The 13,075-nt window shown below is 56.6% G+C and carries 13 protein-coding genes; 3 read left to right on the top strand and 10 right to left on the bottom strand.

What is annotated here, in order from left to right; all coding sequences use genetic code 11:
* Window positions 1-93 precede the first annotated feature (93 nt).
* The 4 genes from hemG to pepQ are packed head-to-tail and all read right to left on the bottom strand — an operon-like array spanning window position 94 to window position 4,075.
* Complete coding sequence (gene hemG, locus NKJ21_RS25180) at window positions 94-627, bottom strand: menaquinone-dependent protoporphyrinogen IX dehydrogenase (protein WP_254733272.1); 534 nt, start codon at window positions 625-627, stop codon at window positions 94-96.
* Window positions 628-638: 11 nt separating this feature from the next.
* Window positions 639-2,090, bottom strand: a complete 1,452-nt coding sequence (trkH, locus tag NKJ21_RS25175; RefSeq protein WP_008807923.1) for a Trk system potassium transporter TrkH — start codon at window positions 2,088-2,090, stop codon at window positions 639-641.
* A gap of 39 nt (window positions 2,091-2,129) precedes the next feature.
* Entirely contained in the window at window positions 2,130-2,744 is a 615-nt protein-coding gene (locus tag NKJ21_RS25170) for an IMPACT family protein (protein ID WP_008807924.1), read from the bottom strand.
* The gene (gene pepQ / locus NKJ21_RS25165) at window positions 2,744-4,075 is read right to left on the bottom strand and encodes a Xaa-Pro dipeptidase (protein WP_012969182.1); all 1,332 of its coding nucleotides are present in this window, start codon (window positions 4,073-4,075) and stop codon (window positions 2,744-2,746) included. Before pepQ ends, NKJ21_RS25170 begins: the two co-directional genes overlap by 1 nt.
* A 191-nt stretch (window positions 4,076-4,266) precedes the next feature.
* Here pepQ and fadB point away from each other — a divergent pair, with 191 nt between their 5' ends.
* Complete coding sequence (fadB, locus tag NKJ21_RS25160; RefSeq protein ID WP_012543218.1) at window positions 4,267-6,456, top strand: fatty acid oxidation complex subunit alpha FadB; 2,190 nt, start codon at window positions 4,267-4,269, stop codon at window positions 6,454-6,456.
* A gap of 9 nt (window positions 6,457-6,465) precedes the next feature.
* Entirely contained in the window at window positions 6,466-7,629 is a 1,164-nt protein-coding gene (gene fadA / locus NKJ21_RS25155; protein WP_008807927.1) for an acetyl-CoA C-acyltransferase FadA, read from the top strand.
* A 106-nt stretch (window positions 7,630-7,735) separates the two neighbouring features.
* Here the strand turns inward: fadA and fre are convergent, their stop codons facing one another.
* Both fre and ubiD read right to left on the bottom strand, forming a co-directional pair.
* Complete coding sequence (gene fre / locus NKJ21_RS25150; protein ID WP_008807928.1) at window positions 7,736-8,437, bottom strand: NAD(P)H-flavin reductase; 702 nt, start codon at window positions 8,435-8,437, stop codon at window positions 7,736-7,738.
* Between the two features lie 55 nt (window positions 8,438-8,492).
* Complete coding sequence (gene ubiD / locus NKJ21_RS25145) at window positions 8,493-9,962, bottom strand: 4-hydroxy-3-polyprenylbenzoate decarboxylase (protein ID WP_008807929.1); 1,470 nt, start codon at window positions 9,960-9,962, stop codon at window positions 8,493-8,495.
* Window positions 9,963-10,140: 178 nt separating this feature from the next.
* Here ubiD and rfaH point away from each other — a divergent pair, with 178 nt between their 5' ends.
* Window positions 10,141-10,629 carry a transcription/translation regulatory transformer protein RfaH gene (gene rfaH / locus NKJ21_RS25140; protein ID WP_008807930.1) on the top strand — a complete coding sequence of 163 codons (489 nt, stop codon included), beginning with the start codon at window positions 10,141-10,143 and terminating at the stop codon, window positions 10,627-10,629.
* Here rfaH and tatD read toward each other — a convergent pair.
* From tatD to tatA, 4 genes are read right to left on the bottom strand one after another with little or no spacing between them, the layout of a single operon-like run.
* A complete protein-coding gene (tatD, locus tag NKJ21_RS25135; RefSeq protein ID WP_239270729.1) occupies window positions 10,626-11,429 on the bottom strand; it encodes a 3'-5' ssDNA/RNA exonuclease TatD in 804 nt (267 codons plus the stop codon). The genes rfaH and tatD overlap by 4 nt on opposite strands.
* Window positions 11,430-11,461: 32 nt before the next feature.
* A complete protein-coding gene (gene tatC / locus NKJ21_RS25130) occupies window positions 11,462-12,241 on the bottom strand; it encodes a Sec-independent protein translocase subunit TatC (RefSeq protein ID WP_004886745.1) in 780 nt (259 codons plus the stop codon).
* A gap of 2 nt (window positions 12,242-12,243) precedes the next feature.
* Window positions 12,244-12,780 (bottom strand): Sec-independent protein translocase protein TatB, encoded by a 537-nt coding sequence (tatB, locus tag NKJ21_RS25125; RefSeq protein ID WP_008807932.1) that lies wholly within the window; start codon window positions 12,778-12,780, stop codon window positions 12,244-12,246.
* A gap of 3 nt (window positions 12,781-12,783) precedes the next feature.
* On the bottom strand, window positions 12,784-13,035 hold the full coding sequence (tatA, locus tag NKJ21_RS25120; RefSeq protein WP_002883425.1) for a Sec-independent protein translocase subunit TatA: 252 nt from the start codon (window positions 13,033-13,035) through the stop codon (window positions 12,784-12,786).
* Window positions 13,036-13,075: the final 40 nt, after the last annotated feature.

Here is a 13,075-nt window from a genome sequence, read left to right as displayed (position 1 = left end):
GCGCATTATAGGGAGTAATTCTGAGGTGACAAGGGGAAATTCAAAAAAACTTTTCGTTCGCTCGATTTTCCATCACAACGCGAGTTTTACGCGCTATTTGCGCGCCATTTGTGCGATTTCCCGAGCAAACCGGGATACCTGTTGCCAGTCGGTATAGACCACTTCTTTGCGGGTATCCGTTTCCCCCCCGGTCATTTTCATAATCAGGCGGATCATAAACCGATCGTACCAGCTGTAGCGCGGGTAGCGCAGCGCGCCGGCAAATACCGCGCAGCTCTGCGGCTGCCACGGCGAGTTCAGCAGAAACTTACGCGTATAGCTGTTGGTCTGCGGCGTGCGCTTCTCGGGTTTACGCGCCACCAGGTTAACAGAGAAGAATGCTCCCGGCAGCGCCTGCAATGATGCCAGATGCTTTTTCACAAAGCGGTCCACCGCCGGATGTAAGTGCCCGTAGCGAATCGACGCGCCGATGACCACCCGATCGTAGTGATGCCATTCGACGACATCGGTACGGTTCAGGTTCAAGGTGTCCGCGTCGATGCCCAGCTCTTTCAGCTCGGAGGCCAGAAACGAAGCGATTTCACGGGTCTGCCCGTCGCGGGTGGAGAAGAGTATTAAAGTTTTCACGAGCACTCCTGTTATTCGCGCCAGAAAGTGGGAGTAAAGAGCACCAGTAAGGTGAACACTTCCAGACGACCAAACAGCATATTAGCAATCAGGATCCATTTCGCGACCGGGTTCATAGTGGCAAAGTTGTCCGCGACAACGCCAAGCCCAGGCCCGAGGTTGTTCAACGTCGCCACCACGGAGGCGAAGGCAGAGAAATCATCCACCCCGGTGGCGATAATAGCCAACATACTAATGATAAAGACCAGCGCATAGGCGGAGAAGAACCCCCACACGGCTTCAAGAATACGTTCCGGCAAGGCGCGGTTACCTAACTTGATGCTATAAACCGCATTCGGGTGTACCAGACGCTTAAGCTCACGGTTGCCCTGCTTAAACAGCAACAGGATACGGATCACCTTTAAGCCACCGCCCGTGGAACCGGCACAGCCGCCGATAAATGCGGAGCAGAGCAGCAACACCGGCAGGAATAGCGGCCAGCGCGCAATGCTATCGGTAGTGAATCCCGCGGTGGTCGCCATCGACACCACCTGGAAAAATGCCTGATTCAGCGTCGTCAGCACCGACCCATACACGTTATGAAGCCATAGCACCAGCGTACAGATGATGACCAGCGTCAACTGGACGCCAATGAACATGCGAAATTCTGGGTCGCGCCAGTACACCTTCAGGCTGCGTCCGCTCAATAACGAAAAATGCAGACCGTAGTTACAGCCAGAGATCAGCAAAAAGATCGCGATGATAGAGTTAATCATCGGGCTATTGAAATAGCCGACGCTGGCATCGTGAGTCGAGAAACCGCCGATGGCGATAGTGGCAAAGCTGTGCCCAATCGCATCGAACGCCGGCATACCGGCAAACCAGAGCGCCAATGCGCAGGCTATCGTCAATAACACATAGATAAGCCACAGCGTCTTCGCCGTCTCGGCGATACGCGGGCGCATTTTGTTGTCTTTCAACGGACCGGGCATTTCCGCGCGGTAGAGCTGCATCCCCCCGACGCCGAGGATAGGCAGAATCGCCACCGCCAGCACAATGATCCCCATGCCGCCGAACCATTGCAGCATCTGCCGGTAAAAGAGGATTGCATGAGGTAATGAGTCCAAACCCACCAGGGTGGTCGCTCCGGTCGTCGTCAGGCCGGAAAATGACTCGAAGAAGGCATCGGTCACCGTCAGGTTCGGCTGCTCGGCGAAAATAAAGGGCAAGGCCCCCACGCTCCCCAGCACGGTCCAGAACAGCACCACAATCAGAAACCCTTCGCGGGATTTCAGTTCGCCTTTTTGTTTACGATTCGGCCACCACAGCATGGAGCCAATCGCCAGCGCAACAAAAAAGGTTTGCGTGAAGGCCCGCCCCGCGCCATCGCGATATATCAGGGCCACTAATCCCGGAACGATCATCGTCCCCGAAAATAAGATGACCAACAGTCCAACGATTCGGGTTATGGCGCGAAAATGCATCTCTGGCGCTTCCTTTGATAGGCAAAAAAACAGAGGGGATTATTCGTCAATCTTCAGTAATTGCAATGAACCGCGACTAAAATCAGCCAGTTTTGCTGAAAAAGCCGCCACTTCGGCCCGGGGAAGCGCCACGCGCAGCCGAACCGACGCCAGATATTCGCTTTCGACTACCTTCCCGGAGAATTGGGCGAGCAGCGCTTCGATACCGGCCAGTTGCCCATACTCACATTGCAAAGTATATGCTGTTAACGGTGTCTTGCGCTGCGTCGTCAGCTGCGCCAGCGCCTGATGAACACCGCCGCCATAGGCTTTCACCAGGCCGCCGGTGCCCAGCAGGATACCACCGTAGTAGCGCACGACGACAGCGGTTATCTCACCCACGCCGCACCCCATCAGTTGCGCCAGCATCGGTTTACCCGCCGTCCCCGCCGGTTCGCCATCGTCAGAAAACCCCAGCTGTTGCGAATCATCAGGCGGCCCGGCGACCCACGCCACGCAGTGGTGGCGGGCATCAGGGTGATCCGCTCTGACGGACTCGACAAATGCTTTTGCCGCCGCCACGCCGTCGGTATGCGCCAACAGCGTGATAAAACGGCTTTTTTTAATCTCCTCAACGACGGTAACCGGCGCCGCCGGGATTAACCAGCTTTCCATTACGCCAGCTTCAGATCGCGCGTCATATTTTCAATGCTGTTTTCGTGAACCACCACGTTATCTTCGATACGGATCCCGCCAAACGGCTTCATGGCGTCAATTTTCTGCCAGTTGAAGTGCTTGCTGAACGGGCCTTCACGCCACGGCGCCAGTAACGACTCGATGAAGTAGATGCCGGGTTCAATAGTCAGCACCATGCGCGGCTCGATAATACGGGTGCAGCGCAGATACGGGTATTTCGACGGCGCCGCCAGATGCGTACCGGTGTCATCCTGCATAAAGCCAGCGACATCATGCACCTGCAGACCCAGCGGATGGCCAATCCCGTGCGGCATAAACGGCCCGGTCAGGTCATTCTCCACCATCGCCTCTTCGCTTATGTCGGTAACCAACTGGTGTTTACGCAGTAGCTTTGCGATGCGCTGATGGAACTGGATATGGTAATCAACATAACGAGTCCCGGCCTTCATGGTGCTAATCAGCGCCAGCTGCTCGTCATTAACGTCTTTGATCAGATGGGCAAAGTCGTTGTCGCCGTGCGCCGCCCAGGTTCGCGTCAGATCCGCGGCATAGCCGTTATATTCTGCGCCAGCGTCGAGCAGGAAGCTGCGCATCTCCGCCGGGGCGCGATGATCCAGTTTGGTGTAGTGCAGGACGGAGGCATGCTCATTCAGCGCGACAATGTTGCTGTAAGGCACGTCGGTATCGCGGTGACCAGTGGCGGTGAGATAGGCCTGGTTGATATCGAATTCGCTCATCCCGGACTGGAAAGCTTCATAGGCCGCGCGATGACCATTGACCGCCGATTTCTGCGCTTCACGCATACAGGCCAGCTCGTAATCCGTTTTGTAAGCCCGATAGTAGTGCAGGTAATCGATAACCCCTTTCGGGTTGATCTTATCCGCAGCGATACCCAGCCCCAGCGCGCGCTCCGGTACCGGCCCAATATAACCGATATTACCGCGAGCGGCAGGTAGCTGGCTGCCGATGCCATCGGCCTTCGGCAGAGCAATGACGTCAACTTCTTCGGTCCAGAATGCGGTCGGTAGTGGCTCGACGTTGTGCCAGTAATCGACCGGCAGATAGAACCACAGCTTCGGTTTGTTAACGCCATCCACCAGCAGCCAGCAGTTAGGCACCTGCGTCACTGGCACCCAGGCTTTGAACTGCGGATTGACCTTGAACGGGTACGGGTGGTCGTCAAGGAAGACGTTAACCAGCTCACCGGAGTGAATCAGCAGCGCATCCATCTGAAAACGGGCCAGCACGTCGCGGGTACGTTCTTGTAGGGTAACAATATGATTTTTATAGAGCGCGGACAGGGATTCCATCTTTCATCCTTTGCTTTTATGGGATCGTGATACTCCGCATCTTAGCACATCACCCTGCGTGCGGGTGATTTCCGCCGGATGTGATCCGACCAGCAATTATTTAAAGAGTAATTTGCAATTCTTTAACATAAATTCCACACTCCGTTTCATCTGGTATGACCAGATCATATTGCTGGATTCAGGAGACTGACATGCTCTACAAAGGCGACACCCTGTACCTCGACTGGCTGGAAGATGGCATCGCCGAACTGGTGTTCGATGCCCCAGGTTCGGTCAACAAGCTTGATACCGCAACCGTAGCCAGCCTCGGTCACGCGCTGGACGTACTGGAAAAACAAAACGATCTCAAAGGTCTGCTGCTGCGCTCTGAAAAAGCGGCGTTTATCGTCGGCGCGGATATCACCGAATTCCTCTCGCTGTTCCTGGTCCCTGAGGAGCAGTTAAGCCAGTGGTTGCATTTTGCTAACAGCGTTTTCAATCGCCTGGAAGATCTTCCCGTCCCGACGATCTCTGCCGTCAATGGTTACGCGCTGGGCGGCGGTTGTGAATGCGTCCTGGCGACCGATTACCGCCTGGCGACGCCGGATCTGCGTATCGGTCTGCCGGAAACCAAGCTTGGCATTATGCCGGGCTTCGGCGGTTCTGTGCGTCTGCCACGCTTGCTCGGCGCCGATAGCGCGCTGGAAATTATTGCCGCCGGGAAAGACGTCGGCGCCGATCAGGCGCTGAAAATCGGCCTGGTGGATGGTGTGGTCGCAGCGGAAAAACTGCGTGACGGCGCGCTGGCGATCCTGCGTCAGGCGATTAATGGCGATCTGGACTGGAAAGCAAAACGTCAGCCGAAACTAGAGCCGCTGAAGCTCAGCAAAATTGAAGCTACCATGAGCTTCACGATTGCCAAAGGCATGGTCGCGCAAACGGCCGGGAAACATTACCCGGCGCCGATCACCGCGGTGAAAACCATTGAAGCCGCCGCACGTCTTGGTCGTGAAGAAGCCCTGGTGCTGGAAAATAAAAGCTTTGTCCCGCTGGCCCATACCAATGAGGCCCGCGCGCTGGTTGGTATCTTCCTGAACGACCAGTACGTCAAAGCGAAAGCGAAAAAGTTGACCAAAGATGTCGAGACGCCGAAGCATGCTGCTGTCCTGGGCGCTGGCATTATGGGCGGCGGTATCGCATACCAGTCGGCCTGGAAAGGCGTGCCGGTGGTGATGAAAGACATTAGCGACAAATCGCTGACCCTGGGCATGACCGAAGCGGCGAAACTGCTGAATAAACAGCTGGAACGCGGCAAAATCGACGGTCTGAAGCTGGCCGGAGTGATCAGCACCATTCAGCCAACCCTGGAATACAGCGGTTTTGATCGCGTCGACGTGGTTGTTGAAGCGGTGGTCGAAAACCCGAAAGTGAAGAAAGCGGTGCTGGCCGAAACCGAGGCAAAAGTGCGCCCGGATACCGTGCTGGCATCCAACACCTCAACAATCCCCATCAGCGAACTGGCCAGCGTTCTGCAACGCCCGGAAAACTTCTGCGGTATGCACTTCTTTAACCCGGTGCATCGCATGCCGCTGGTTGAAGTGATCCGCGGCGAAAAAACCTCGGATAAGACCATTGCCAAAGTTGTGGCCTGGGCCAGCAAAATGGGCAAAACGCCGATCGTGGTCAATGATTGTCCCGGCTTCTTCGTTAATCGCGTGCTGTTCCCCTACTTCGCCGGCTTCAGCCAGCTGCTGCGCGACGGGGCGGATTTCCGCAAAGTCGACAAAGTGATGGAAAAACAGTTTGGCTGGCCAATGGGCCCGGCCTATCTGCTGGACGTGGTCGGCATCGATACCGCCCACCATGCTCAGGCCGTGATGGCGGCGGGCTTCCCGCAGCGGATGCAGAAAGATTATCGCGACGCCATCGACGCCCTGTTTGACGCCAACCGTTTCGGCCAGAAGAACGGCCTCGGTTTCTGGCGTTATAAAGAAGACAGCAAAGGTAAGCCGAAGAAAGAAGAAGACGCTGCCGTCGACAGCCTGCTGGCCGACGTCAGCCAGCCGAAGCGCGATTTCAGCGATGAAGAGATTATCGCCCGCATGATGATCCCGATGGTTAACGAAGTCGTCCGCTGCCTGGAAGAAGGCATTATCGCCAGCCCGGCGGAAGCGGATATGGCGCTGGTATACGGCCTGGGCTTCCCTCCGTTCCACGGCGGCGCATTCCGCTGGCTGGACACCATCGGCAGCGCGAAGTATCTCGATATGGCACAGCAATACCAGCACCTTGGCCCGCTGTATGAAGTGCCAGCCGGTCTGCGTGACAAAGCGCGCCATAACGAAGCGTATTATCCCCAGGTAGAGCCAGCCCGTCCGGTTGGCGCTCTGAAAACGGCTTAAGGAGTCACAATGGAACAGGTTGTCATTGTCGATGCAATTCGCACCCCGATGGGCCGTTCGAAGGGCGGCGCCTTTCGCAACGTGCGTGCGGAAGACCTCTCCGCGCACCTGATGCGTAGCCTGCTTTCGCGTAACCCGTCGCTTGAGGCGAGCGCGATTGACGATATTTACTGGGGCTGCGTGCAACAAACGCTGGAGCAGGGTTTCAACATTGCGCGTAACGCCGCGCTGCTGGCAGAAATCCCGCACTCGGTACCGGCGACGACGGTTAACCGTCTGTGCGGTTCCTCCATGCAGGCGCTGCACGATGCGGCCCGTATGATCATGACCGGCGATGCCAGCGTCTGCCTGATCGGCGGCGTTGAGCACATGGGCCATGTGCCAATGAGCCACGGTGTCGATTTCCATCCGGGCCTCAGCCGTAATGTGGCGAAAGCCGCCGGCATGATGGGGCTGACCGCGGAAATGCTGGCGCGTCTGCACGGCATCAGCCGCGAAATGCAGGATCAGTTCGCCGCACGCTCTCACGCTCGCGCCTGGGCGGCGACGCAATCAGGCGCCTTCAAAGCCGAGATTATCCCGACCGGTGGCCACGATGCCGATGGCGTACTAAAGTCTTTTAACTATGACGAAGTGATCCGCCCGGAAACCACCGTTGAAGCGCTGGCGGCGCTGAGACCGGCATTTGATCCGGTGACCGGCACGGTAACGGCAGGCACCTCCTCCGCCCTTTCCGACGGCGCGGCGGCGATGCTGTTGATGAGCGAAAGCCGCGCCCGCGAGCTGGGGCTGAAGCCACGCGCCCGCGTCCGTTCGATGGCGGTGGTCGGCTGCGACCCGTCCATTATGGGTTATGGCCCGGTTCCGGCCTCAAAGCTGGCGCTGAAAAAAGCGGGCTTATCCACCAGCGATATCGACGTCTTTGAAATGAATGAAGCGTTTGCCGCGCAGATCCTGCCGTGTATTAAAGATCTGGGCTTAATGGAGCAGATCGACGAGAAGATCAACCTCAACGGCGGCGCGATCGCGCTTGGACATCCGTTGGGCTGCTCCGGGGCGCGCATTAGCACCACGTTGATCAATCAGATGGAACGCAAAGACGCTCAGTTCGGTCTGGCGACCATGTGTATCGGTTTAGGTCAGGGTATTGCCACTGTGTTTGAGCGGATTTAATCGAAGGGTTATCTCAACGCCATTGCGACCAGAAACAGGCAGCAATGGCGAAGAGAGCAGGTTTAGTTGCCGTTCTTCCCGCCTGTCAGGGGCGGGTTTTTTATTTTCAGATAAAGGCAAACGCGTCGCCAAACAGGCGATCTTCGCGCGCGCCGCGTTCGTTGCAGAACAGGTCGCGGGCAATCTTAGCCATCTCAAAACGACCGGCAATGTAGATATCATGCTCGGCCAGCGTGCCGTAATCCTGCAGCACGGCAGTCAGTACCGTACCGGAACGACCGCGCCACCCTTCTTCCGGTTGCTCGACCACCGGCTCGATGCGCAGATTCGGATGTTTGATGCTTAACGCTTCCAGCTCGGCCAGATCGTACAGATGCTTAGCCTCGCGGCCGCCCCAATAAATGGCGATATCGCGATCCGGGTTACGCGCCAGCGCGGTTAACAGAATAGAACGCACATAAGAGAATCCGGTACCGCCGGCGATCAGAATCAGCGGGCGATCTTCGTCATCGCGCAGCCACGCTTCGCCATGCGGAATATCAACCTCAATTTCACGCTCTTTCAGAATGCGATCCATCACCGCCATCGCATACAGATTGAGTTCAGAAGCACCGATATGCAGCTCGATAAACTCGTGCTCTGACGGTGTGGAAGCCATAGAGAACGGACGCTTATCGCGCTCGTCCATTACCACCATCAGATACTGGCCAGCGCGGAAAGAGAATGCCGCTTCCGGTACTAATCGAACGCGATACACGGTATCGGTAATCGCCTCCACTGAGGTCACTTTACAGCTTAAGGTTGTCATGCGTCCCCTCTGTCGGGTCTATAGAGCAAAACAGCGGCGTTAGCCCCGCTTACTGTTATTTAAAGATGGCCAGTTCATCCCAGATGGCGTCGATGCGCGCCGTCACCTGAGGATCTTTTTTGATTGGACGACCCCATTCACGCTGGGTTTCGCCAGGCCATTTATTCGTGGCATCCAGCCCCATTTTTGAACCCAGGCCGGAAACCGGCGAGGCAAAATCCAAATAATCTATTGGCGTATTTTCTACCAGTACCGTATCACGAGCCGGGTCCATACGGGTAGTAATCGCCCAAATCACGTCGTTCCAGTCGCGTGCGTTGACGTCGTCATCGCATACGATCACGAATTTGGTATACATGAACTGGCGCAGGAATGACCAGACGCCCATCATCACGCGCTTGGCATGGCCCGCGTACTGTTTTTTCATGGTCACCACCGCCAGGCGATAGGAACACCCTTCCGGCGGCAGATAAAAGTCGACGATTTCCGGGAACTGCTTTTGCAGAATCGGTACAAAGACTTCGTTCAGCGCCACGCCCAGCACCGCGGGCTCATCGGGCGGTCGGCCGGTATAGGTCGAATGATAAATCGCGTCTTCGCGCTGGGTAATGTGGGTTACCGTAAACACCGGGAAGCTATCCACTTCATTGTAGTAGCCAGTATGATCGCCATACGGGCCTTCCGGCGCCATCTCACCGGCCTCAATGTAACCTTCGAGCACAATTTCCGCGCTGGCCGGGACTTCAAGGTCATTGGAAACGCACTTCACCACTTCGGTCTTGGTGCCGCGCAGCAAGCCTGCGAAAGCATATTCCGACAAGGTATCGGGCACCGGCGTCACCGCGCCAAGAATGGTTGCCGGATCGGCGCCAAGCGCCACGGAAACCGGGAAGCGCTCGCCGGGATGCGCCGCGCACCACTCCTGGAAATCGAGCGCGCCGCCGCGGTGGGATAACCAACGCATGATGAGTTTATTTTTACCGATCAGCTGCTGGCGATAAATTCCCAGGTTCTGCCGCTCTTTGTGCGGCCCGCGGGTCACCGTCAGCCCCCAGGTGATCAGCGGCGCGGCATCTTCCGGCCAGCAGGTCATAATCGGGATTTTATTCAGGTCGACGTCATCGCCCTGGATGATTTTTTGTTGGCAGGGCGCACCGCGCAGGCGTTTGGTCGGCATATTCAGCACTTGCTTGAACTGCGGCAGCTTATCAAACAGATCGCGGAAGCCTTTTGGCGGTTCCGGCTCTTTCAGAAAGGCCAATAGCTTCCCGACTTCCCGTAGCGAACTGACGTCTTCCTGCCCCATCCCTAGCGCCACACGACGCGGCGTGCCAAACAGATTGCACAGCACCGGCATCGAGTAGCCTTTCGGGTTTTCAAACAGCAGCGCCGGGCCACCGGCACGCAGGGTCCGGTCGGCAATTTCGGTGATTTCCAGGTGAGGATCGACCGGCAGAGTGATACGTTTTAGTTCGCCCTGTTGTTCCAGGAGTGTCAGAAAGTCGCGAAGATCGTGGTATTTCATGAAAGTGTTATTGACCTCTCTACAGGCGGCTAATTATACGGTGTTCGACGGCGCGATGCTGTAATTTTGTTAAATTAGCGTGAAAGAACGCTGAAATTTGGATTTCAATTATAATGGCTTTCGCGATTACACCAGCCATTTGTTATGCTTGCCGTTATTAGAAGTGGAATGAGTCATTATGCAAGCCTGGTACTTACTGTATTGCAAACGTGGGCAGCTACAACGAGCCCAGGAACATCTGGAACGTCAGTCAGTTAACTGCCTGATGCCGACGATTGCGCTGGAAAAAATCATTCGCGGTAAACGCACCATGGTCAGCGAACCGCTGTTCCCGAACTACCTGTTTATTGAGTTCGATCCAGAGGTGATTCATACCACTACCATCAGCGCCACCCGCGGGGTTAACAACTTCGTGCGCTTTGGCGCCCTGCCCGCTGTCGTTCCCTCGGCGGTGATTCATCAGCTCTCTATCTACAAACCAGAAGGCATTACCGACCCGGAAACGCCGCATGAGGGCGATAGCGTGCTAATCACCGACGGCGCGTTCGAAGGCTTACAGGCTATCTTCACCGAGCCGGACGGCGAAGCTCGTTCTATGTTGCTGTTAAACCTGCTGAATAAGCAAGTCCTGCAGAGCGTTAAAAATACCGACTTCCAGAAAATCTAAACGCCGTTAACGTCGATGCCAAACAGCGTCCTGACGTTTGCGTCCGTTTGCGCCTCCAGCCATTGCGTCTCTTCGCCCCGCCAGCTCGCGACGCTGGCCAGGATATGCGGCAAATACGCGGGCTCGTTACGCCGCGAGGCCGGTCTCGGCTTGAGGTCGCGCGGCAGCAGATAAGGCGCATCGGTCTCCAGCAGCAGACGTTCCGCCGGGATCGCCGGCAGCAGCTCGCGCAGCTCCAGTCCCCGCCGCTCATCGCATACCCAACCGGTAATACCGATAAACAGGCCCAGATCCAGGCATTCCTGCACCTCGCTGCGGCTGCCGGTAAAGCAGTGCAGCACCGCGCCCGGGATCTTCTCAAGCCAGGGTTTAAGCAACGCCAGAAACCGGTCGTGAGCGTCGCGGCAGTGTAAAAACACCGGCATCGCCAGCTCAGCGGCCAGCGCCAGCTGGGCGCTGAACGCTGCCTCCTGCTCCTGCGGCGTGGAGAAATTACGGTTAAAATCCAGACCGCACTCACCTATCGCCACCACCTGTGGCTCGCGGGCGAGGGTATAAATCGCCTCGGCGACCGCTGGCGACCAGCTGCTGCCGTCATGGGGATGAACCCCCGCCGTGGACCAGCAGCCGGAATAATGGCTCGCCATTCTCTGGGCCTGCTGGCTCTCCCGCAAATTTGTGCCGGTCAGCAGCATGCCGTGAACCCCCGCCGCCCGGGCGCGCGCCACCACCTCATCATGGTCGCGGGAAAACTGCGAACTGGTGAGATTAACGCCGATATCAAACATGATCGCTCCCATATGACAACCGCCCTGACGGGCGGTTGGCGGTATTACTCTTCTCTGTGCTCCGCGGCTTCAGCTTCGGCCGCAGCGTCGTCATCACGCGTCAGGCGCTTCCCGGTGTAGAAGCGGGCGAAGAACACCCCGACTTCAAACAGACAGTACATCGGAATGGCCAGCAGCGTCTGCGAGAATACGTCCGGCGGCGTCAGCAGCATACCCACCACGAAGGCGCCCACCAGGACATACGGCCGTTTTTTGCGCAGCTCTTCCGGCGTGGTAACGCCCATCCAGCAGAGCAGCACAATGGCGACCGGTACCTCAAAAGAGACCCCGAAAGCCATAAACAGCGCCATCACGAAGTCGAGATAGCTGCGGATATCGGTCGAGACCAGCACCCCCTCCGGGGCAGCATGGGTCAGGAAGCCGAACGCCAGCGGAAACACGACAAAATAAGCGAAAGCCATGCCGATATAGAACAGCAGCGTACTGGATACCAGTAAAGGCACCACCAGCCGGCGCTCGTGCTTATACAGCGCCGGCGCGACGAAGGCCCATACCTGGTAAAGAATAATCGGCACTGACAGGATCACCGACACCATGAAGGTCAGCTTTATCGGCGTGAAGAAAGGTGAAGCGACATCAGTGGCGATCATCGTCGCGCCTACCGGCATCTTGCTGATAAGCGGGGCCGAGACCAGCTGATAGATATCATTGGCGAAATAGACCAGCGCCAGGAAGATCACCAGGATAGCAATGATGCTGTTGAGCAGACGCTTGCGCAGCTCAATCAGATGCGAAATTAGCGGTTGTGTATCGTCTACGCCCATGTTTACGGTTTATCACTCGATGCGGGGGAAGAATGAGGGGCTGCCGCCGTAGCGGATGTTTTCTCTGCCGGAAGTTCAGCCGGTGAAGCGGGTTGCTCATCGGCGACAGGATCCGGCGCATGAGCCGGAGCGCTGGCCTGATGTTCTGCCGTCGCCGGCGTGACGTCCTGGCGCTGCGCTTCACTGCCTTTCACCACCGGATTAAGGATGGTATTGGCTTCGTCGCTGGCCTTTTCAGGATCGTGGGCGCTATAGGAGCGCTTCATCGACTCCGCGGCCTCGCGCAGTTCATCCATGGAGGCTTTCAGCTCCGGCGTCAGGTTATTCAGGCTAGCCTTTTCCACCTTCTTGAGGCTCTCCTGGAACTCCTGCAGTTTTAGCTCCTGGGCCAGCTCATTTTGTACCGTGGTCGCCAGCGAGCGTAGCGTACGGATCCAGCCAACCACCGTTTTAACCGCGACGGGAAGCCGCTGTGGCCCCAGAACAATGAGGCCAATCACAAACACCAGCAGTAGTTCACTAAAACCAATATCGAACACGAGTTACACCTGCTCTTTGTCGTGGCGTTTTGTCTCGTCTTTTTTTGCATCATCCTGTTTATCGGCGATGGTTTTCGCCGTGAAATCTGCGTCTGGCGCCGACTTTTCGGGTTTATCATCATCACTCATGGCTTTTTTAAAGCCTTTGATAGATGCCCCTAAGTCTGACCCCAGTGAGCTCAGCTTCTTCGTCCCAAAAAGCAGAACTACGATGACGACAACAATTAATAACTGCCAAATACTGATACCACCCATACACGTTCCCCTATGACAGATGATGAATTATGTGGACGCA

This window comes from Klebsiella sp. SWET4, assembly GCF_024296565.1.
In the GTDB taxonomy this organism is placed as follows: domain Bacteria; phylum Pseudomonadota; class Gammaproteobacteria; order Enterobacterales; family Enterobacteriaceae; genus Klebsiella; species Klebsiella variicola.
Note: the sequence above shows the minus strand (reverse complement) of the source record. Positions and strands in the feature narration are given on the sequence as shown.

Coding starts and splice junctions, on each gene's coding strand:
- trkH (WP_008807923.1), bottom strand. CDS start 2,090: ATGCATTTTCGCGCCATAACCCGAATCGTTGGACTGTTGGTCATCTTA.
- NKJ21_RS25170 (WP_008807924.1), bottom strand. CDS start 2,744: ATGGAAAGCTGGTTAATCCCGGCGGCGCCGGTTACCGTCGTTGAGGAG.
- pepQ (WP_012969182.1), bottom strand. CDS start 4,075: ATGGAATCCCTGTCCGCGCTCTATAAAAATCATATTGTTACCCTACAA.
- fadB (WP_012543218.1), top strand. CDS start 4,267: ATGCTCTACAAAGGCGACACCCTGTACCTCGACTGGCTGGAAGATGGC.
- fadA (WP_008807927.1), top strand. CDS start 6,466: ATGGAACAGGTTGTCATTGTCGATGCAATTCGCACCCCGATGGGCCGT.
- fre (WP_008807928.1), bottom strand. CDS start 8,437: ATGACAACCTTAAGCTGTAAAGTGACCTCAGTGGAGGCGATTACCGAT.
- ubiD (WP_008807929.1), bottom strand. CDS start 9,962: ATGAAATACCACGATCTTCGCGACTTTCTGACACTCCTGGAACAACAG.
- rfaH (WP_008807930.1), top strand. CDS start 10,141: ATGCAAGCCTGGTACTTACTGTATTGCAAACGTGGGCAGCTACAACGA.
- tatD (WP_239270729.1), bottom strand. CDS start 11,429: ATGGGAGCGATCATGTTTGATATCGGCGTTAATCTCACCAGTTCGCAG.
- tatC (WP_004886745.1), bottom strand. CDS start 12,241: ATGGGCGTAGACGATACACAACCGCTAATTTCGCATCTGATTGAGCTG.
- tatA (WP_002883425.1), bottom strand. CDS start 13,035: ATGGGTGGTATCAGTATTTGGCAGTTATTAATTGTTGTCGTCATCGTA.